Annotated in this window: 15 protein-coding genes and 2 pseudogenes; 6 read left to right on the top strand and 11 right to left on the bottom strand. The window is 51.6% G+C overall.

Annotation, left to right across the window (positions count from 1 at the left end):
- Positions 1–8: 8 nt before the first annotated feature.
- Positions 9–866 carry a carbohydrate ABC transporter permease gene (locus tag FE784_RS26220; RefSeq protein ID WP_139605220.1) on the bottom strand — a complete coding sequence of 286 codons (858 nt, stop codon included), beginning with the start codon at positions 864–866 and terminating at the stop codon, positions 9–11.
- Positions 867–888: 22 nt separating this feature from the next.
- Positions 889–1,755 (bottom strand): carbohydrate ABC transporter permease, encoded by an 867-nt coding sequence (locus FE784_RS26215; protein WP_139605219.1) that lies wholly within the window; start codon positions 1,753–1,755, stop codon positions 889–891.
- Between the two features lie 178 nt (positions 1,756–1,933).
- Here FE784_RS26215 and FE784_RS26210 point away from each other — a divergent pair, with 178 nt between their 5' ends.
- Together FE784_RS26210 and FE784_RS26205 are read left to right on the top strand one after the other, a co-directional pair.
- Positions 1,934–2,647 (top strand): response regulator transcription factor, encoded by a 714-nt coding sequence (locus FE784_RS26210; protein WP_139605218.1) that lies wholly within the window; start codon positions 1,934–1,936, stop codon positions 2,645–2,647.
- A gap of 1 nt (position 2,648) precedes the next feature.
- Complete coding sequence (locus FE784_RS26205; RefSeq protein ID WP_139605217.1) at positions 2,649–4,109, top strand: sensor histidine kinase; 1,461 nt, start codon at positions 2,649–2,651, stop codon at positions 4,107–4,109.
- 446 nt (positions 4,110–4,555) lie between these two features.
- Here the strand turns inward: FE784_RS26205 and FE784_RS26195 are convergent, their stop codons facing one another.
- Positions 4,556–7,687, bottom strand: a complete 3,132-nt coding sequence (locus FE784_RS26195; protein WP_139605216.1) for a hybrid sensor histidine kinase/response regulator — start codon at positions 7,685–7,687, stop codon at positions 4,556–4,558.
- Between the two features lie 137 nt (positions 7,688–7,824).
- On the opposite strand from FE784_RS26195, the pseudogene FE784_RS26190 reads away from it, so the two are divergent.
- Together FE784_RS26190 and FE784_RS26185 are read left to right on the top strand one after the other, a co-directional pair.
- Positions 7,825–8,040: pseudogene (locus FE784_RS26190) on the top strand (ATP-binding cassette domain-containing protein); the annotation flags it as partial.
- A gap of 259 nt (positions 8,041–8,299) precedes the next feature.
- Positions 8,300–8,839: a DinB family protein gene (locus tag FE784_RS26185; RefSeq protein WP_176706527.1), complete on the top strand. Its 540-nt coding sequence runs from the start codon at positions 8,300–8,302 to the stop codon at positions 8,837–8,839.
- A gap of 123 nt (positions 8,840–8,962) precedes the next feature.
- Here the strand turns inward: FE784_RS26185 and FE784_RS26180 are convergent, their stop codons facing one another.
- Together FE784_RS26180 and FE784_RS26175 are read right to left on the bottom strand one after the other, a co-directional pair.
- Positions 8,963–11,047, bottom strand: a complete 2,085-nt coding sequence (locus FE784_RS26180) for an FIMAH domain-containing protein (RefSeq protein ID WP_139605214.1) — start codon at positions 11,045–11,047, stop codon at positions 8,963–8,965.
- Positions 11,048–11,225: 178 nt separating this feature from the next.
- Positions 11,226–12,557 carry an ABC transporter substrate-binding protein gene (locus FE784_RS26175; protein ID WP_139605213.1) on the bottom strand — a complete coding sequence of 444 codons (1,332 nt, stop codon included), beginning with the start codon at positions 12,555–12,557 and terminating at the stop codon, positions 11,226–11,228.
- Between the two features lie 203 nt (positions 12,558–12,760).
- On the opposite strand from FE784_RS26175, the gene FE784_RS26170 reads away from it, so the two are divergent.
- Positions 12,761–13,690, top strand: a complete 930-nt coding sequence (locus tag FE784_RS26170) for a helix-turn-helix domain-containing protein (RefSeq protein ID WP_139605212.1) — start codon at positions 12,761–12,763, stop codon at positions 13,688–13,690.
- Between the two features lie 627 nt (positions 13,691–14,317).
- Here FE784_RS26170 and FE784_RS26165 read toward each other — a convergent pair.
- The 6 genes and pseudogenes from FE784_RS26165 to FE784_RS26140 all read right to left on the bottom strand — a co-directional run bounded on the left by FE784_RS26165 (position 14,318) and on the right by FE784_RS26140 (position 19,473).
- Positions 14,318–14,515 carry a hypothetical protein gene (locus FE784_RS26165; protein ID WP_176706524.1) on the bottom strand — a complete coding sequence of 66 codons (198 nt, stop codon included), beginning with the start codon at positions 14,513–14,515 and terminating at the stop codon, positions 14,318–14,320.
- 56 nt (positions 14,516–14,571) lie between these two features.
- Positions 14,572–15,675, bottom strand: coding sequence for a Gfo/Idh/MocA family protein (locus FE784_RS26160; RefSeq protein WP_139605210.1), 1,104 nt, complete (start codon positions 15,673–15,675; stop codon positions 14,572–14,574).
- Positions 15,676–15,738: 63 nt separating this feature from the next.
- The gene (locus FE784_RS26155; RefSeq protein ID WP_218103815.1) at positions 15,739–16,749 is read right to left on the bottom strand and encodes a cupin domain-containing protein; all 1,011 of its coding nucleotides are present in this window, start codon (positions 16,747–16,749) and stop codon (positions 15,739–15,741) included.
- Between the two features lie 242 nt (positions 16,750–16,991).
- Entirely contained in the window at positions 16,992–17,915 is a 924-nt protein-coding gene (locus FE784_RS26150) for a sugar phosphate isomerase/epimerase family protein (protein ID WP_218103814.1), read from the bottom strand.
- A 48-nt stretch (positions 17,916–17,963) separates the two neighbouring features.
- Positions 17,964–19,079: pseudogene (locus FE784_RS26145) on the bottom strand (Gfo/Idh/MocA family protein).
- A gap of 139 nt (positions 19,080–19,218) precedes the next feature.
- A complete protein-coding gene (locus tag FE784_RS26140) occupies positions 19,219–19,473 on the bottom strand; it encodes a hypothetical protein (RefSeq protein WP_139605208.1) in 255 nt (84 codons plus the stop codon).
- A 273-nt stretch (positions 19,474–19,746) separates the two neighbouring features.
- Here FE784_RS26140 and FE784_RS26135 point away from each other — a divergent pair, with 273 nt between their 5' ends.
- The gene (locus FE784_RS26135) at positions 19,747–20,316 is read left to right on the top strand and encodes an extracellular solute-binding protein (RefSeq protein ID WP_176706525.1); all 570 of its coding nucleotides are present in this window, start codon (positions 19,747–19,749) and stop codon (positions 20,314–20,316) included.
- Positions 20,317–20,366: the final 50 nt, after the last annotated feature.

The raw sequence follows: 20,366 nt of genomic DNA, 5'->3' as shown, positions 1-20,366 counted from the left end.
CCTTTCGCTCAGCCTTTCACGCCGGAAAGCTGAATTCCTTCGATAAAATACCGTTCGGCGCTTAAGAACAGGAGCATCATAGGCATCATATACACAACCGAGACGGCAAACGAGACGCCGAACTCCTCTTTCTGGATGCGGGACAGAAAGACCGAGAGCGGCTGCATCGCGGCATCCTGCAAAAAAATGAGCGGCTGTTCGACCATGTTCCAGTAGTCGACGAACAGGAGCACGACGAGTGCGGCGATGCCCGGCTTCACCATCGGCAACGCAACCGTAAAAAAGATGCGCAAGTACCCCGCTCCGTCCATTTTGGCCGCTTCGATATAAGCCGAATGGATATGGAGCATGAATTGCCTAAGCAGAAACACGCCGAAGGCGCCGAACACGCCGGGCAATATGATGGAGCCGGGATGATTCAGAAGACCCAACCGATCGGCCATCAAGTAGTTGGGTACGAGCGTCACCTGGAACGGCATCAGCATCGTCATCAAGTAGAGGAGGAACAATCCTTCCCTGCCCGGAAAATGCAGCTTTCCGAACGCGAATGCAGCGAGCGTTGCCACCAACGCCTGTCCGATGATGATGGGAATCACCATCGATACGGAATTCCAGAACAGGTATAGAAACTTCGGCGTCGCGATCAATACTTTGTCGTATTGCTGAAACGACACCCAGTCCGGAATCCATTTGAGATTGACGAACACGCTCGTGTCGGTTTTGCCTAGCATGCTGTAATTCGCCATAATTTCCCGCTCCGTCATGAAGGAACTGACGACGGTCAAGACGACGGGCATCAGCAGCAGGACGGCGATGGCGACCAGCAGCAACGAGCGCAACAGCGGTGTAACCCATTTCTTTAACACGTCATCCACCTCTTTCTTGCGCTTACTCCATATAAGATCGGAAAACCCTCTCCGTACGGAACAGCACGAACACGAGCGCCATAATGCAAAGCCCCATCAACACCGCCGCGGACGACACTTTCTGGATATCGAGGGACAGGAACATATTGTTCATATAATGCTGCATCATATAGATGCGGTCGTGCGGGTAAGCGCCGGCGACGAGATACGTCTCGCGGAACACTTTGAACGAATTCAGCACGGACATGAGCACGACCAGAAACGTCGTCGGCGTCAAATATGTAAGCGTAATGCCGAACAGTTTTCGAACGGGACCCGCCCCTTCCAGACCGGCGATTTCATAATAATGATCCGGAATGTTCTGCAAGCCGGCCAGGAACAGAATGACGTTGTACCCGATGTTCTTCCATACATAGACCAGCACGATCACAAAGCCGGCCCACTCGGATTTCATCCAGTCCTGGCGGCTAAAGCCGAAATGTTCCATAACGGCGTTTAGTGCGCCGTTCCAATCGAACAAGATTTGCCAGACCAGCACGATCGAAGCGACCGGTACAACAAGCGGCAGTACATAAGCCGTGCGAAGCCAGTTTCGGAAAAAGACCCGCTGGTTCAAGAGCAACGCCAGCAAGAGCGATACGACGACGAGGATCGGCACGCTGATCGCGGTGAACCAGAACGTGTTGGACGCCGCTTTCTGAAACGAGGAACTGAGGAGCAGTTCCTTGTAGTTGGACAATGTGAAGCCTCCTCCGAGCCGATCCTGGAACGAGTTCAGGACGCTCTGGCCGAACGGAACGAGATAGAAGACGGAAAATCCGGCCAGGCTCGGAGCCAGAAAACCGAGGGCAGCCAGAAGCTCTCTGCGGGACAGACGGTGCCATTTCAAGAAGAACCCTCCATTCGGGAGCCGGTGAACGATTTTTGCGGAACGGCTTTACGTCGATTAGTGTACAAATAAATCCGGGGAGTAAATATGAAAGCAATGTGGAAAAAGTGTGGAATCCGGCCTCAGCCGAAACTTTTATGATAAGATGTTTTCGATAAACGTTTGGGAGGTTGCCTGCATGAAGTCTTATCAAATCGCCGTAGTCGACGACGATGCCCAGATCCGGGAAATCGTGGAGGCTTATTTGCATAAAGAGGGATACCATACGATTACATTATCGACGGCGGAAGCCGCGTTGGAGCTGTGGAAGAACGATCCGCCGGACATGTGGATTCTTGACATCATGCTTCCGGGCATGAGCGGCTTCGAGTTATGCCGGCACATCCGCAAAGAGGCGGAAGTTCCGATCGTCATGATCTCGGCACGCGATGAAGAAGTCGATCGCATTCTCGGGATCGAGCTCGGCGGCGACGATTACTTGACCAAGCCGTTCAGTCCTAGGGAATTGGTCGCGCGCGTGAACCGCTTGTTCCACCGGGTCAGCTCGATTCGCCAAGCCCTGGAAATTCCCGCCCCTTCGCATCCCGAGTATGCGACGATCGAGATTGGCGAATTGCGGCTCGTCCTGGAGGAACGGCGCGTTTTCTGGCGTGCGGAAGAGGTCGAGATTACGCTGAAGGAATTTAAATTGTTGCAGACGTTGACCGAGCAGCCCAATCGGGCGTTTACCCGGGATGAACTGCTTACGTTGGTATGGGGAGATAATTATTACGGGAGCGACCGGGCCATCGACGATCTGGTGAAGCGGCTGCGCCGAAAAATTAAAGAGCTTCCGGTCGATACCGTATGGGGACACGGCTATCGGCTGCGAATAGAAAGGACGGGGCAATAAGATGAAAATGATGTATCGGCTTCATCTTTCTTTTGCATTGCTGCTGCTATGTATTTTGGCGATTACTGCGGTTCTGATTTATCCGCTGCTGCTCGATAATTTGGTGGACAACCAGCGGAAAGAGCTGCGGGCTCAAGCCAGCTTGCTGATGAATTTATCTCCAGTCATGCCGTTATTGGACGATGCGCAGAAACAAGTGCCAGGATCGCCAGCACAAAGTCCGGTGCAAGCATCGGATACGCAGTGGCTAGCAACGGACTCGCAGAGACAGGTGCAGCCAACGGGTACGCCGTCATTCATTCATGCATCGAGAGCAACTGCAGACACGAACGCAGTATTGATCGCTCCCGGGGGGGACGTGGTCTACAGCACTCTGCCCGGCGAAGCGACGTCACAGCTGATGGAATTATCGAATCTGGACATCCCCGGCTCAAAAGGATTCTGGCAAGGCACAGACGATCAGTATATCGTCGAAACGTTAACGACAACCCAAGGCATCGAATCGAGCGTGCAGGCCGTCAAGGCAGTGATGGCAACCCCGCTAAGCAAAATTAAAGAGATGCAGCTCGCCTTGTTTAAACGGTTGCTGCTCATCCTGTCCGTCGGCGGGATCGTCGCTTTCCTGCTGAGCATGGTCATTACGAGAAGACTCGTCAAACCGCTTGGGGATCTGAGGAAGGAATTGAACAAAGTGGAAATGCGCCGATTCTCCGAAGTTCGGTTAATTGAAACGGGTGGCGAGATCGGCGTCGTCGCGAAGGCCGTTTACGATCTCGCCGGCGAATTGGAGAAATACCAGCACACGCAGAAGCAGTTTTTCCAAAATGCCTCGCACGAGCTGAAGACGCCGCTGATGTCCATTCAGGGATACGCCGAGGGCATCAAGGACGGTATCTTTACGGGGGATCACGCCAATAAAGGTCTAAATGCCATCGTCAAGGAATGCGAACGTTTGAAAAAAATCGTGACGGAAATGGTTCTTCTCTCCAAACTGGAAAGCGAAGAAGGCATATTCCATATGGACCGCGTCCCGGTACGGGAATTAATCGCGGAGACATTGGAGCGCATCAATCCGTTACTCGTCAAGAACGGCTTACAGGTTGAGATAACCGGACCCGACAACGGCCAAGAGCTGTTGATCTATGCGGACCGCGAGAAACTGCTGCAAGCGCTCATCAACATCCTGGGCAACGCGGCTCGATATGCCAAGGAAACGATTCGCATCCAAACCTCTGCCGACGCGAAAGGAATCGACATCGGAATCTCCGACGACGGCGAAGGGATTCCCGAACCGTTATTATCCCAGCTATTCCAACGGTTTGCGAAGGGAAAGAACGGAGAGACGGGGCTCGGCCTCGCCATTTCCCGTGCCATCGTGGAGCGGTGCCGCGGCCGCATTTCGGCCCATAACGAGCCGGGCGGCGGCGCGGCGTTTGTTTTGCGGTTTCCAATTCTTTTCTAACGTAGGGCTTGCCGAGCGGAACATCACATGGCCATCCCTCTCCCAAGAGTGAAAGGCTGGGCAAAACCCAGCGCCTCCTCCCTCATACGGCTTTCCGATGTCCGTCTTTCATACGCATGCGATTTACAATAGTGTTTTGAGTCCATGTCGTTGGCCTCCGAATTTCACTTCGTATCCGGAATCGCGCCAGTGTCTTCACTGGCGTTTCTTTGGGTACCACTTGGTCATCCGCCCGGACATACCAGTTTAGCTTGGCCATCCACTTCATGCTGTATGGCGTCGCATAGTAGTTCTTCCTGCCCCGGGTTTTCGGATTATGCCACTTTACGTGTTCCTCAAACGAGACGTGCCGCATCTTAGGCGGCGCTCACTTCCCTATCACTCCACCCGCAATACCTGCTTACTCTGGTAATACTGCTGTGTCATTAGACAATTTGAATTAATTTTTATTTGTCTAAAATCAAGTTCACTTGCTCTAATTTTTTGTTTTTTTCGCGAATTACAAAAGATACCTTCGTTCCTGCTCCCGGTGCGCTTACAATGTTCAGGCCGTTTCCGTACAACCGATTTAGTCGAAGGTCAATATTGCGCAAAGCAACGCCTCGGCTTTCCCCAGATTTCAGCAACATTGCCACTCTTTCCTCCTCCATGCCTATACCGTTGTCGATAACGGATATTTCCGCACCGTCTTCACGTTTCGCGAGCTTAATGCGTACCGTGACGGATTGCCCGTGCTTCATCAGACCGTGACGGATCGCATTTTCCACAAGAGGCTGAATCGAATAAGGCGGAATCTGCAGCAGTTCCAAGCCGTTGTCCGTCTCCCATTCCACATGCAGCCAGTCGAATCTTGTCTGCTCAATGAACAAATAGGACCGCACAAGCGTCAGCTCATCCCTCAAGGAGACTAGCTCGCCAACATTCTGGAACTTGAATTTCTCCCGTAAAAAATCTGCAAAATGCTCAATCAGCAGAAGCATCTGTTCCGGATCAACCATATGTAAAGCAGCAATCGAGTTTAAGGTGTTAAGGAAAAAGTGAGGCTCAATCTGCGCTTGCAGCCACGCCGCCTCCATGCGAATGCGCTCGCGAGACGAACTTGTCAGCTGAGTCAATGCCTGTACTCTGGCACGCAGCTCTCTGGCCTCGACCGGCTTCGTGACGTAATCATTCGCACCGACGAGGAAGCCGTTCTCAATATCCTCTGGCCGGGTACGGGCAGTCAGCACCAAAACCGGTAGCTCCGACACTGTATATCGCGCGCGTATTTGCCGCGTAAGCTCATACCCAGACATTCTCGGCATCATAATGTCTGTAATCACAAGGTCCCATTCCTTTTCCTCAAGCACTCCCAAGGCGGCTTCGCCGCTTGTAACGGCAGTCAACGCATACTCTTCGCCGGAAAGAAGGGACGCGAGCACCTTCAAATTCAAGGCGTCGTCATCTACAGTCAGTATGCGAGGCTTGTCCTTCACGTAGCGCTTGACCGGATCCGTCTGGGCCGACGTGACCGCCATGTACGAGAAGTCGATCGATTGCGGTTGTTCCTTGTCTGCTTCTTCGATCGCTTCTTCTTTGGCATAAGCCGTTTGCTTTGCGGCCTCGTTCTCCTCAACGATGCGATCGAGCGCTAACGAAAAGACGAAATGCGAGCCTTGAGCGGGAGTCGATTGGACTTCGATTGTTCCTCCATGCAGTTCGACCAACTGCTTGCATATACTCAGCCCAAGACCGAAGCCTCCCTCATAGCCGTACCTCGCACCGGCTTGCTCGTACGGCTCAAAAACCCGGCGCAGCGTCTCCTTATCCATGCCCACTCCGGTATCCGATACGGTGATAAACGCCCTGTTTTTCTCGGTACGCGCTTCCACGACGATCTCGCCTTGATCGGTGAATTTTATCGCATTATGCAGCAAATTAAATAAAATCTGGATCAGACGGTTCTCATCGGCCAGCACGCTCGGGAATACCTCGGCCACCCGGTTCTTCAGCACAATCGGCTTGCCGTCCGCCATAAACCGGATCATGTCCATCACTCCGCTGACGACTGGCTGCAGAGCAACACCCGTTAACTGAAGCCTTAGACTGCTATCCTTCAAATGTACGATGTCGAGCAGATCATGAAGCATGAACGACATTCTCCGACCGACCTTCAGCATCGTCTCCATTTCACGGATGCTATTATCGCTGATCATGTCCCGCTCCCGCTCCAGCACGACCTGGGACATGCTGATCATCCCGTGCAGCGGGTTACGCAGCTCATGGGACGTATTGGCAAGAAACTCGTCTTTTTTCCGGTTGACCTCTTCGAGCTTCGCGGTAAGCTCCCTCTGCTCGGTATACATGAAATAATAGCGCCTGATCCAGATCGATGATAACAAAATCATAGCCAGAATCAGATCAAACGGGTAATAGATGATTTTGATTCCAGTGAAGATGAAGATAAACCACCATACCATATGATTGGCAAACGCCAGGAATGCCAGAAACTGCATCAAACTGCCGATAATGCCCCGCACCGCCATGCGCAGTACCGATACGACCAGCAGGATGATCACAGGCGCTGCACAAAAGAAGATGACATACTGCAAGGCTTCGCTGTTCTGGGGCGGCAACGCGATGCTCGCCGTGATCCCGATGACGTTCATTGCGCTGTACACACGCACGAAAGGGACTCGCCACGCCGCAGGCAACTGATTGCTGGTCATGCGCAGCAGCGAATACATTAAAACCGTAAGCGATAGACACAGAATTTTGTAGCCCCAAGCGTAGGAGATCTGCAGCCACTGGTGTAATAATTTGTCTTCGCTGCTATTCAACATGATGATGGTAAAGCTCAGTAAAGCAAGGGCAAAGTAAAGCCAAAAGCTCCTCCGCTCAATGACATAGAAGATGATCAGGTAGGCTACCTGAATGATAAGCGCAGCTGCGATTAGATACTGTGTCGCCATAGAGAGCTGCTTTTCGCGATATATCGCTTCATCTGTACCGAATTTAAGTGATCGTATCAGTCCCCCGCTCCGTGGATCGGAATAGTTGGCTGCCTGAATGACCAGCTCAATCGTACGTTGTTTGTCCGCCGTGAAGGTCGCAATGTACGGCAAATTTCCTGCCTGATACTTCTCCGCCGTGCTCGCCGGCCGACCGGAAGAGGCCATCCGCTTGCCGTTGATATACAACTCCGAGGAACTGCGTACACTTGGCACATAGATGCTGTACACCTCATCCTCGGAAGCCACATGAATGGTCAGGCGATAGCTGCCAAAACCATAAGGCGTCAATGTGCCGGGTTGCACCCGTTCATTCCAACTTGAGGGGACGTCAATTTTCACCGCGGTTTCGGATAGACGTCCAAGTTCCTGCTTTTGGGACATCAGAAGGACGTTAGGATAAAATTCCCACTCTCCGTCTAAGGTAATTGTCCCATTGGACGTTGCTTCCCAATTTTGCAAATCAAGCTTTCCGTTCGCGGCATAAGGCTGGCCCGAAGGCTTAAAGAGGTCGAGCCAGACGAGACGGCCGATCGTCAATAGTGAAATAAATGCGAAGATAGCTGTGGCAATATGAATTTTTTTCATAATAGTCGTAAATATTCTACATCATTCTCTACATTCCTTTTTCTAGGATAGGACTTCGACACCACTCCAAAGAAAGTGGCACATGCAGGTGACTGGGCCTATAGTAATTGTTGCGATTTTTTCATATGGGATTTTTCGTTATCGGAGCCAACGCCTGCGGGAAATCCACGCTTCTCAAAACATTGGCAAGGTTAATAAAGCCGGCATCCGGCCAAATCAAGCTTGACGGAAAGCCGATCGTCACCATTCCGTCCAAGCAGTTGGCCAGAGTCGTAGGACTGCTGCCGCGATCGCTCATCGTACCCGATGGCATTTCTGTCGCCGATTTGGTTGGACGAGGACGATTCCCGCATTTTCCGGGTTGCTTCCTTTATTCCTTTCGCCGAGTCCTCAAACCTATGATACAATGGAATAACATTAACCCGACAAAGTGGAGCCTCACTTCGGAGCCAATTCCAAATCCTTTGCGGGAAACCCCGAATATATACAATCTTGAATAGGTAACACCACTGTCATCGGAGGAGATAAGAGATGAAATGGCAGCAGCTATTTATCTCCGGTGGTGCAACGATTCGGGAAATTTGGGGGCGAATACGGGCGGGAGGAACAAGGATGAACAATTTAGTCGCATACACGCTGCAAATGATGGATGGAGATTTACAAAAGATAAGCGCTTCACTGCAGCGTTTATCGGATGAGCTTGTTTGGAAGCGTTTCCGTGAATCTACCAATAGTGTCGGCAACTTATGCTTGCATTTGGCGGGGGCGGAATACCAGCGCGTCTCGAGCGCGATCGGCGGCAAAGAGCTGGTCCGCGAGCGGACGCTGGAATTCACAGCCGAGGGCGGCTTAAGTGCGGCAGAGCTTTTGGAGAAGCTGAGGCTTGTAAGGACACAGTCCAAAGAAATATTGGAGGCAGTCACCGACCAAGAGCTGGATCAAGAAATTCCGATGTATTTCAAGCCGGACGATTGGCAACGTATGCTTCAGCACGGCGCGAACTATAGTTCCCATCCGGCCTACAAGCCGCAAAAAACGCTGCTCGTCCTGCTTGGTCTGGCGAACCATTACAGCTATCATACGGGACAGATCGTTATGCTGGCCAAACAGCTGCAAGAGAGCAATGAGCAAATTTTGCAGTTCAAGCACTGATCCGTTCCCCAAAAAGCAGAGCCGTCTAGCCAATTTATTAGTAGCCCGAAAAACCTCTGCCTCCCGCGAAAACGACGGGGAGCAGAGGCGCGCTTGCATGTTTTTCTTTTGCACCGAACCGTCCTACGCATTCAGTTGGCGCAACAACTCTCCGGCTTTCTCTTCCAACTGCCGAGTCGCCTTTGTTGTAATCAAGCCTTGGGCGGCGAGAGACGGGTCACGGATGTAGCGAATCAAATCCTCGATATAAGCGGTCGCTTGCACAGCCTCTCCCTGCTGCATCAGCAGTGCGATAATGCTTATGCGGTAGTGCAGGTGTCCCGCAAGGACAGAATTGATTTCGCCTGCTCCCTGCAGCAGCGCAATCGTGTCTGCCATAGAAAGCGATTCTTCCTCCTTTGGCACGATGCGGTAAACGATCGTCTGCAGCGGAGCCAGCGTCACTTCCGGTTCCGGCAGCAGCACTTCGTACGTTCCAGCCGTGCCGCCATAGATCTGTTCGACGACGCTTGCCGCCTGACCGAGGGGAAGCGTGGCTTGCCGCTGCTCGGAAGAGGTATTGATCACAATCGCGAATTGCTCGTCGGCCTTCGTCCAGATTCCCCACTGCACATGCTCGCCGATCGTTGTATGCGTCCGGTTCCCATAGAGAAGCAGTTCCCGCATCAAATCGATTTCTTCTTTAAAGGCAGTCAGCCCCGGCCACAGAACCGAATCTTTCAACGACCAATCCGGATCGGTAATCGAGTAGAAACCGATGCCCTTCGCCCCCGCCAGAAAAGACTGATGCCCCATATTCCTCACTTCTTCAATCGTCGGCAAATAACTCCATGTTCCGGTTCGAAACGTTTGCAGGATGTTCCAAACCGGCTTGTCTCCCCGAACCGCTTCAATCGCTTCCCGAATGTCGTCCCCGACGCGCCGGATCGGCAGCACTTCGTTCGGTCGAAACGGATACAAGTCGCTGACCAAAATATCCGTCGCCTGTCCGGTCGATTCAAATGCCGTCCTCTGGTTTTCCACCATATAGGTCGGATGATCCCGGTCCAGCGAACGGATAATTTCGTAGGCACCAAGCAATTCTTCCTGCCCGATCCCGTTATAGGTCGGCTCATCCATGATCATATACCCGAGCAAGGCCGGATGGTTCTTGATCGCGGGAACCGCCGTGCGGATGAAAGGATAATTTTCCGTAACCTTCATGTTGTTGTAAAAGGGAACCAGCACCTTCAAGCCATGCTGCTCAGCCGCGTTCAGTCGTTCCGTAATAGCGCTTACACTGGAAGTCGCATTGGCTTGCACGGTATTGACGCCGATCTCCTTCAAGTAAGAGAAGGTCGATACAGGCGCGTGGTAGGCAATGACCGGAAAGAAGGGTTGGCCGTCCACCTGAATGATGCCGTGCTCCGGGATCGTCGTCGGCCGTTCCCAACGATAAATCGTACGTACCTGCCGCTCGAGCTCCGCGCCAAGCGGATCTCTCAAAACAACGGTCGCCTCGTAAGGAGCCTGTATGTCCGTCATCACAAGTGCAGGGTTGAATGATGCTCCCACTTGAGCCGCCGCAGCCACATTCATCTCGCTCCATACCATCGTGTCCTGTTCATCGAACAGCTGGATGTCGACGCGATAATTGGCGTATCCTCCGCTCGGCGCAACGATCTCGGCCATAATCGTCGCCTCGGTCCGTTCCGGGTAGTAGAACACCTCGTCTGTATAAACCCGAATCCGTTGCCGATCCTGAATCTTCGTCACTGCGGTATCGTCAAAGTATACCTTCCCGGTACCGTTCAAACGCACATAAAACAACGCGTATTGCGCACCTTCCGGCGCAGCATGGACCGCTTCCATCTGATGCCACTGGCCATTCATTTTGGCCGATGATTCATTCCAGGCATAATCGCCTACAAAGCTTTGAAGGGAAGGAGTCGCATTGGCGTAATACTCCAGCTTGAATGCCGTCCTCCCCGTTGCACCTGCGGTCGAGCGAAACCATGCCCGCAGCCGATAGGTCGCGCCTTCCTCAACCGGGATCAGCTGGCTGACCCACGGATTATTGTTGACGCCGGTTTCGATGGAAACTCCGTAGTCTCCTGTTCGGGCCGCTTCCGTCGTTCTCTTCGTCAAACCGCCCCACGCCAGGCTGGCACGCCACGGATGTGCCCGAATCCCGTCTTCGCTTTCTTCAAAACCCGGATTGATCAACAAATTCCCTTCCGCCTCCGTCTCTGCGTTTGCCGGCAGACCAGCTCCATACAGAACAAACCACAACAGTCCACTGAACGCAATTGCCCTGAGCAATCGTTTACTTTTCAGCTGGAGGACCATACTCTCTGCTTCAACTCCTTCGTTGGATCGGATGGATACGGCTTGCCAAGTCTGCACGCTACTGTTTGCGCATGGCTTCAATCGTCTGGTTGGCTTTCTCCTGCAGATCGCGAACATACGTATTCAAATCCTTGCCTCCCAGTATAAATTCCACTTTGGTCGATTCAATCAACGATCTTAGCTTGGCGTCGTACGGCGATACCTCATGAGGGCGAATCGGCTTGGATTTGAAAATGCCGGCGATATTTTTCCCTTTGAACGCCTCGATGCCGGAAGCAAACTGCTGTTCAATCTCCTTGTGATTCAGCACGCCAGGACGTCCGTCCCGGGAGAACATGCTTTGCACATCCATCGACAGCATCATGTTCATCACTTCCATCGCCGCCTCCGGCTGCTTGCTCAGCTTGGACAGCATCATCAGATGGACGTCCGCCTCGCGGCCTTTTCCGACATGCCCCTTGAAATTCGGACTGGAAACCATGTCCCACTTCATGCCCGCATAGTTGCCTTGGCTTGCCGCTACCGCGACGCCCAGCACCCACGTATTTTGCATCGCCACCCTTCTTTCGGTCGCAAACAGGCTTGCATACTGGTATTCCTTGTTGGGTCCGATAAAGTTCGGCACCTCGTAAGCGCTTTTCAAAAAATCAAACACGGTGCGCCAGCCTTCGCTGTCAAATACGGCTTTATGAGTCTTCGGATCGGCAAAGGGCAAAGCAAGCAGCGTGGACATATTGTTCGGCACGTTGCCGGGGTCAAAGCCGATATAGTGCGTCCCGCCATCCATTCGGGTCAGCTTTTTGCCCACTTCCAGCACGTCGTCAAATGACATGCCGTCTGTCGGGTACGGTAAGCCGAATTTGTCGAATAGATCCAGATTGGAAACCAGGACGCCCAAATTTTGCCGGAAGGGCAGACCATACAATTCGCCCGTCGGGCTGTTCATCCGGATCGCTTCGATAAGCGCCGGGTCCACCGCATTCAAATCGATCTTCTGCTTGCGGACATACTCCGCAATGTCGGTTACGAGCGCCGCGTCCTTGAAGGTCGGAATGTGCGGATTGCTGGTCACGATCAAATCCGGGAAAGAACCGGTCGACAGTACGTCTTGGATCTGGTACCCCTTGCCGTCGCGAGTAACCTCCAGCATCACATGCGGTAGCTTTTCTTTGAGCGGCCCGATCACGTACTTGTTCAAATCGGCTTCATCCAAAATATTCGCATGGATGTACATACTCACCGTGACCGCTTTCTTTTCCTTCGATTCGTCTGCCGGCTCTGTACCGGCCTGCTCCGGGCCTTTCTCTGTCCCCTGGCCGCAAGCGGTCAAAGCCAACGCCGCAAGCAGCGTCCAGGCAGCCTTGCCGCCTCGCCTTGTCTGAATTCTCATTCCTGCGTTACCTCCCTTTCCTGTCTTTCGCAAAATTCGGCGATACGAACAAAAACAGCACAAAAATGCGCTTCTCCTTCTTGGCCTCTCCCTCGCCGTATGGTAGGATAGGTCTAATATAACCGACGAAATCGGCAATCTCAACGACTGCTTTCTGCTGAAAATAACACAAAATTGCTATTGAACGAAAGGTTGTGCGCGAGATGAAACCGTGGTCGCCTCCCTATTCGCTTACAGAACAGGAGCGTCAATACGCAGACAACAGTGCATTGCAATGCTTCGACTTTCGCTTTGTGCGCAATACGCCGGGAACCCTGGTACAGCTGAATTCCATCGGGATCGATGAACGCTTCACCACAGCTTACCGGCAGCACGGCCTGATGCGGCGCTTTCTGGAAGGCCACTTCATCTTCCAGTACACCTTGTCCGGATTCGGAGCGATCCGGATCGGGGAAGAGATTCACGAACTCCACCCGGGCGAGGCCTTCTTCGTCAAGCTTCCCAGCGATCACGCCTATTACTTGCCCGATCACAGCACATCATGGGCATTTGCATTCATGAACCTGTACGGCCCTTATGTCCAAGAATGCTGGCAACGGATTACTTCCCGTTTCGGCCAAGTGCTGACACTGGATATCGACAGCGCACCGATTCGCACGCTGCTGGAAGTGCACCGTCAGGCCAGTCAGTCACAGATCCGGGATGGCTACCGCGCTTCCGAGATGGCTTACCGCTTTCTCATGGAATGCTGCCGCCACTTCTTCGCCTCCCGTCCGGCGATGAAAAATTGGCCGCCTGCCATTGTCCAGGCCGTCCATTATTTCCATGATCATTACGCGCAAGTCGAAGGCATGGAGCAGTTGGCCGAGCAGTTGGGCCTGTCCAAGTATCATTTTTTGCGTCTGTTCCGCCAATGCACGGGGCTAACGACCGTACAATATTTGACCAAGATCCGCATGGATCATGCCGTTCACCTTTTGCGCTCCACCTCTTGGTCCGTCGAGCAAATCGCCCAAGAAATCGGCTATGCGCACAGCAGCTATTTTTGCAAAGTATTCCGCAGCTCGTTCGGCGCCACACCGCATCAATTCCGAGCCAACAAGGAGTGGGAGCACGACCATATCACCTTTTGATCGTTGCAAGGGCGTCTTTGCAAGGACTGGGCGCACTCCCTCACAACATAAGGTCAATTATGTTCAAATCCGTTACATACGCCGATGGACATGGACGTTCGATTGCCGAATAAAATCCAAGTACACCAAGCCTCTATTTGATACGTTGGGAGCAGAGCCATGCAGCTCATAGGGGAGGAGTCATTAAGATGGACAGACCGTTCTTGTCGCAGTGGAACAAGGAGCAATTGCAACGTTCCCCGCGCCGCATATATCCGTCCGACGTTAAAGCCGCAAACGGCAACCGTTCTATTTTTTATGAAGGTGCCGTCCGTCGTTCTCGTACACGGAGACGGGGGCACCGCCTATGAAGAATGGGGTCCATATATGGATGAAGCGGGGATACGCCGCAATTGCCACGGATCTGGAGGGAAACGTTCCCGACAAGTCGGAGGGGGAACGAAAAGGATCGGAATAACGGGGATTTCGTGGGGCGGCAGTGCGAATGGGCAATTGCCGATTGTACGCTCGATCTTGACTGCCTCCTGAATCTTTGGAACAAATGCCCCATTGATACCAGCTTTTTTTCACAACGATGTCTTGGACCGCTCTTCGGGTAGCAGTCCCCTAACGGGTCAGTCCAATCCTCTACAGAAGGTAGTCGCGCCGTTTCATCTCCGCGGATACGGCCGCGCCCGGCACGTCCCGATAGCGTGCGGCGCCTTTAAGCCCTGCCTGCCGGTGGGAAAGGGCGGCTGCGATTCCCGCAGGTCCGCCGCCGCAAACAACCACATCATACTCCCCGAAGAGGCTGATCGTACGCTCCGGTTCTAGCCCATGGCTCAATCTCCTATCCCGCTTCATGGTTTTTTCAGCTTGGCGTACTCCGCCTTAAACACTGACTATTCAAATTTCTTATAGGTTACCGACGTTAACATTTTCTTCAATTCTGCCAAAGCATCATACTCTAGCGGAAAAGTAACCGGCAAATCTATTCTCGTTCTCTCCAAAGCGCTCATATACATGGATTCCAAAATTTCGTATCCGTGATAAGCGGTATTGAGGTTGCTGGAATGCACTTTCGAATCTTCGTCCATCCAAAGCGCAAAATCACGCGTATATCTGGCTTGGGCAGGATGTTGCTCATCGGAGAAATTCTGACAATGACCCGAAACAACCTGACCGCCGGTACGCGGAGTAAAGGCGGCCCAACGGCCGTTGCATTCAGCCCAAGCGTATCCGGTCGTTCCATAAACGGTCAGCCGGTCATCGGTCCAATATTGAGATTCTGTCACTTTATAGGTGAAACCGACATTGTGTTTGGTTTTCGGCTTTGAAAAATAGCCGCAGTCGAAGTAGGACCGCACACCGTTCTCAAAAGCAATTTCACCCAATACAAAATCAGGCGACGGGTGGTGGTCCTTCAAGAAAAAGTCTCCGTGCACATGTCCTACGACACTCAATGCCTTATGATTGTTATTCGCCCATAAAATATAATCGATATAATGGGTTCCCAGCTGCGACGCATGTGCCTGGCAGGCCGCATCGATCTGATAAATTTCTCCAAGTTCACCCGAATCGATCATTTCACGAAGCTTTAGAAAGGAAGCAAGATATTTATGCTGATGACATACGACCGCCTTAATGCCGTTTTTATTGCATAAATCCGTAATATAGCGCGCATCCTCCAAAGTAGTGGCCATCGGCTTTTCAAACATCAGGCCTTTCACCCCATATTTGACAGCCAATTCAACCATTTCAATGCGTACATCCGGCATTGTGGCAAATGCCATGATATCCGGCCTCAACTCGCCTAGCATTGTTTCTGCATTCGTATACCGTCTAGATTCATCGATGGAAAATTGTTTGCCTGCTTTTTCGACACTTTCCGGAAAAATATCGCATATCCCTACAATCTCGAAATAATCGGGATTATCTAAAAATGCCATTAATTGGGTTTTGCCTCTAGCGCCTAATCCAATCTGCACCGTCGAATGCTTCGCCATGTTCTTCCCGCTTTCTACCTTATAGTTTTATTAAACAGTCGATCCATTGCTGCTTGAACTTCTTCAACATGAACCTTTCGTTCCCTTGCCCAATAATGTCAAGTCGCTGTTCTCGGAAAAATGCTTGAGAAGAACAATGGGATCGGTCTTCGAATGATTCGAGATGGTTACGCCGGCTTTTGCCGCAGGTGCGCTTACGAAATATTCATCGTTCGTTAATTGACCGTACCGGATCAAAGCAGGCGTTTCGATATCCCAAACACCGAGTTTGCCGTATCCTTGCAGCATGTATAAACCGTACGCTGCGCTGTCACGGATGATTACCGTCTCTCCGGGCAAGACCGTCAGACGTTTGGCAGATACCTGCTTGCATTTATAGCAAATCCATTCTTCCACATATCCTTGTGCTTGCATCGCTTCGATTGGACGCACTGGCTTGGGAGACATAAAGTACTTTTGGTAAAAATCAGGATGAATGTTGTTCTCCCAATCAAGAATGCCGATCAAATAATCGAAGTTCCCTATTTCTTCCGGAGGCGTGTCCTTCCAGAGCAATGGTTCCGGTACGTCATGCTCGCCATGCAATACGGACTGGTACATGGCGTAAACGTCCGAGGCGAATTGCGGCTCATAGGTACACAGGCTGCCTGGCGCATGAAGAATGCCCGGAGGCACATCAAAACCTGTATCCAATGTCAATCTATAAGAACGGGATAAGTTTGTGATTCGATTGTCGTCTTTTGTAAATTTCACTAGCGTTTCCTTCACTTGCTCCTTAGTAACGCCAGGGTTGAATCCGAAGAATGTATACGGAAACTCGCCGCCGTGGTTGTTCAGTTGTGAAGGATAGAAATACATTTCATGCTTTCCTTTTTGACCTACTCGCGCAGCCGCTTCGTCGTTATGATGGACGTGATGCGGCAACGGACCAAGGTTGTCGAACAATTTCGAATACATGGGCCATCCCCGGTGCTTTTCCCAAATATCATCGCCGATGACTTGCCCCTTCAGTTGTTCAACCATCTCCTTGAGCAGCACGCGTTTGCTTCCGTCAGCCGATACGACATAGCTCATCCCTTCATCTTCCGGCGTGTTCGGCCCGTTCTCGGCATGCGTCGTGGACGATAACCACCGTTCGTCGATTCCTCCCCGGGTTAACCCAAGGCTGTAGTAATCTTCCGGATGAAGCTTGATCCGTTTTCCCGGTCGGCAGAACGAACGCGGAACCCACGTCGGAGCAAGCCTTAATACGCCTTTCCCTTCTTCCAGCAATTCCTCATGAATGTTCATCTTTTTCTCTCCCTATCATGGGTGAATCAAGAATAAGAATAGAAGTTTACCCCGACATCTCTACCGACGCTTACTATATAATCTCTTCCTTGCGCATACTCCTCGGAAATATTCAGGTGTTCCAGCAAAAGCGGAATTTGACCCGGTAATTTATCAATCTCGGTTAAAAAAGTCCGGTAATCCAGAACGCCTTTCCCCGGGATCACTTCGTCCAAGTGCAACGCCAACTGGCTCCTCATATGAAGATCCTTTGCATGACAACTGACGATGTAGGGCCCGAGCAATTGAAAAGCATTCCTGATGAGAGCGCCATTGTCGAAATATTGCCTCGGAGTAAGGATGATATTGCACGGGTCCATATGGGCGGCAAATTGCGGTCTGTCTACCGCTCGAATCAATTCCAGACATGATTCGGCACTGTCGGGAAGCTGCCATTGCATAAATTCGAGGGCGAATTTGGTCCGTTTCGGTTTCACCGCGTCAATGATATTCCGTACCGTTTCTACTGTTAATTCAAAGCCCTCTTCTGACAAGTTGAACGGATGCGGATCGAAGGGAAGCATAGGAAGACCTTTATTTTCATTAGACAAGATGGAACCGATAAAATCGACGCAGCACTTCGCGCCGACTTCTTCGGCCGCTGCCAATTTATCACATACGAAATCCAGGTTCTGCTGCCTTCTTTGCAAATCCTGATCGATCAAATTCCGCCATGCCCCTACTTCGGCAATCATCACATCTTCTAGCTCGAATGCCTCGCGAATCTCCTTGATGCGGGCCATGTCGTTCATGGACACAGCCGGGCAAAAAGCTGCACTATACCCGAACTTCTTATGCGCTCTGGCAATCTCATAAGGATCCGACTCGGCGAACTGCTTCTGGTTTTTTCCGTTTTCATATGGGTTATCCGACGCCTTTTGAATCCCCATTCCTCCACCAAGTCTGATCATGGAAACCTCCTATTGGACTCTAAACTTCGCACACGCTGGATCATGTTTTTAATTCACAGATACCCACTGTCCGTTTAACACTGATTTCTCCACTGCATCCAATATTTTTTGGTTGCGGAGTCCATCTTCGAAATTTGGCGATGGACTTTTCCCCTGTGCAACCCCGTTCATCAAATCGATCAACAGGTTTACAAACAAGTCCTGATATCCGACCGATACCCAGTAGTTTTCCGCATAAGGGTGATTCTTTTCCCGAGTGGAGGTTATCGTGCGAAAACCCCATCGGGACTTTTCTTCATCCGCCAAAAACAACTCGAGCTCATTGAGCCGCATCATGTTCCAGCGGATCTACCCTCTGTCCCCGTTAATTTCGATGCGGTTCCCATCCAGCCCGTTTCCTCCGGCAATCCGCGTCGTTTCGAACACTCCTGTTGCCCCGTTTGCAAATTCGGCCAGCACTCCCGCACAATCATCCACTTGGACTGCTCCCATAGCGGGCACGTTTACACCTTCCGGTTGTTGAAGCAGGGAACGCTCCTCAATAAAGGTTCGAGCATATCCTGTTACCCGATCGACTTCACCGACGAGAAAACGGGCGAGGTCGAAGGAATGTGACATTAGATCTCCAAGCGCTCCGGAACCGCTTAATTGTTTATTGAACCTCCATTCCAGCGGGGCTGTCGGGTCGAGTGCCCAATCCTGCAGAAATGCTGCGCGTACGTGACGGATATTGCCCAACCGTCCTGAGACGATGAGTTGTTTGGCATATTGCAGGGCGGGTGTATACCTATAATTGAAGGAGACCATATGGACAATCCCCGACTTTTGCGCCTCCTGCAGTACTTGATGCGCTTCCTCCAAATTCATCGCAAGAGGTTTTTCGCACAAAATGTGCTTGCCTGCTTTTGCTGCGGCGATAGCAATCTCCGCATGCATATGGTTGGGAGTTCCGATATCGATGAGATCAATATCATCTCTTTCGATCAGACGGCGCCAATCCGTTTCATAATACGCCCACCCCATCTTCTCCGCCGCTTGCCGAACCCTTTTCTCATCCCGTCCGCATATGGCTTGAAGAACGGGTACGACTTCCGTGTGGGCATGAAGAGGCAGCGCGCGGTATGCTCTGCTGTGAACGAGCCCCATCATGCCATAACCGATCATCCCGACCCGCAGTTGTTTTTTTCCAGTCCCCATTAGAACACCTCCGACCACTAACTTGAAGATACAATGCAATAAAACGACAAGTATATGTCTCTAATCGATATTGTACTTTTCGTTAATCCGGCGATATATAGCGATTTCACATATCATTATGGTGAATCTCACGATTTTCCAAATCAACTGTCCCCTTATACGCGATCGGCTGCTCCTGCTCTTGGCCGTAACCGAAAGGGTCCTCGGTGAAAAATATGCCGGGCACGTCGGACAACCGGTTCGGCAATGCGCCGATTTGGCCCGACATAAATCGGTTATGGCTGAACAGGCGGGTGCGCGTATTCGTGTTAAAACCGGACTGTCTCAGATCGGTCAGCAAGGACGCGTCATACTCGATCATATAGGCCGGCGAACCGTCATACTGGTCCTGAAACGTGAAGTTAAATAAATTAGCCGTATAAGAGTAAAGAAACGGAATGACCGACCGCCGTCATGCAGCGAAACACCGCGCGCCTGCCGCCCGAATTATATTGATCATGATTATTCTACATAAGGGGGAGAAATACGATGAACGATCTTAGGGATTCGAGCCGCAAAATCGCGGGGCATGTTCTCCGGAACGGGGTAACCGCTTTAATGCTTGTTATGCTGCTGGCATCATGCAGCAAATCGGGTGTTTTACAATAAGGGGCTGTTTGATAAATTCGGCGTGCCTTATCCGAAAAACGGCATGACCTGGGAAGAAACGGCCGAGCTATCCAAAAAAATGACCCGCAGCGACGGCGGTCAAGCGATATTCGGCTTTGTCGCATCGCCGCTCCATGTGTTAAGCAGCAAGCAGCTTTCCAAGCCTTACTTGGATCAGAAAACGATGAAGCCGACATTTCTCGATAGCGAGTGGCAACAGCTGTACCAAGCCTACTTCTTGGCATTCGGCAGCGATCCCGCGCTGAAAAACCGGACGGTGCAGTTAAAACGGCTGCCTTACCGGCAGGAGTTTACGAATACGCAAGAAATCGCTATGCTCGCATTCAACTCGCAATTCCCGTTCGACAATCCGGAGGATATAGCTTTGATCGATTGGGACCTGGTCTCGTTACCGACAATAACGTCGATGCCGAATACCGGCTCGCAGTCGCTTCCGATTACGATAGCGATTACCTCAATGGCGCAAAACAAAGATGCGGCTATGGAAGTGATCAAAGCGATAACGTCCGAGGATATGCAGGTCTTCGGTCGGTGAAGCCAGAGAGGCTCACACTGATCCAGCTGATTCTCGGGGAGCTCATCACC

The organism is Paenibacillus hemerocallicola, assembly GCF_006265175.1.
GTDB classification, from domain to species: Bacteria; Bacillota; Bacilli; order Paenibacillales; family NBRC-103111; genus Paenibacillus_AB; species Paenibacillus_AB hemerocallicola.
Note: the sequence above shows the minus strand (reverse complement) of the source record. Positions and strands in the feature narration are given on the sequence as shown.